1 protein-coding gene is annotated in these 1,066 nt (G+C 40.9%); it reads right to left on the bottom strand.

Annotation, left to right across the window (positions count from 1 at the left end):
• A partial coding sequence (locus tag DXB54_RS11900; RefSeq protein WP_158578243.1) for a prealbumin-like fold domain-containing protein occupies positions 1 to 1,066 on the bottom strand: 1,066 nt, incomplete at both ends.

Here is a 1,066-nt window from a genome sequence, read left to right as displayed (position 1 = left end):
CTTCTTGGTTACCTCAATGCTTCCAAGAGAAATATCATCGTAAAGTACAAGTCCTGTATCACCGGTTACTGTCTGGGCATTCTTCTTGCCATCCTGTGTTGTAGTACCGCTTATGATCTCTATCTTACCATCTGTACCTACTTTGAATACTACAGCGGCTGCTGTTTCATAACCAAATGGAGTAACAACCTCCTTAAGTACATAGTACTGACCATATACAAGCTTTGCACCGCTTCCGGTCACACCTACTGAAAGCTTCAGGTTTCCTGTTGCTGTTGTTTCAAATGCAGCAACCTGGTCACTCTCACTAAAGTTTCCTAATTCATCTGACTTATATATCGCAAGCTCTGCACCTGCAACCTTGCTGTCATCTGTAAGATTTCTCTTATCTACGGTTATGTCCTTATTATCATAGTCATCTGTAAGAGATGTATTGTATGTATAAACATATGCTCCGGTTCCGTCTACAGCCTCTGCTGCTCCAGGTGTGGTTCCGATCTTTATGGTTACAACACTGTCATTGATCTTATAACCTGCAGGAGCACTGTACTCCTTAAGATAATATTCCTTACCAAATGTAAGATCTGTAAATCTTGCAACTCCGTCTTCTCCGGTTACACCTGTTGTTGCCGTTGCAACCTCAACAGTGCAATCTCTATCCGAATATAATTTAAAGACTGCCCTATTAAGCGGTGCTCCATCTTCATCCTGCTTTCTTATTACAATAGCGCCCTTCTTCTGTACATTTACCACTGTAAGCTCGTCGCCGTTTACTGTTACAGTCTCGGCAAGAGTCTTATCAGCTATTGGATTGGTATGCTTGTATGTTACATATACATCTGCAAATGTTGATGTGTAAACATCTGTATCTGCAGGAAGCATATAGCCTGCAGGTGCTAATGTTTCAGTTATCTTAACCTCATCTGTATCATTATAAAGCTTATTTCCTGCAGCATTACTTACAGGTATATTGTAGAAGTATACATATCCGTCAGTCTCTGAAGTTGCTGTACCAATCTCCGCACCTGCTATTGTAAGCTTAAAGTTTGCTCCCAAAAGAGCATTT

Origin of the sequence: Coprococcus sp. OM04-5BH, assembly GCF_003482105.1 — a bacterium.
Taxonomy (GTDB): domain Bacteria; phylum Bacillota; class Clostridia; order Lachnospirales; family Lachnospiraceae; genus Coprococcus.
Note: the sequence above shows the minus strand (reverse complement) of the source record. Positions and strands in the feature narration are given on the sequence as shown.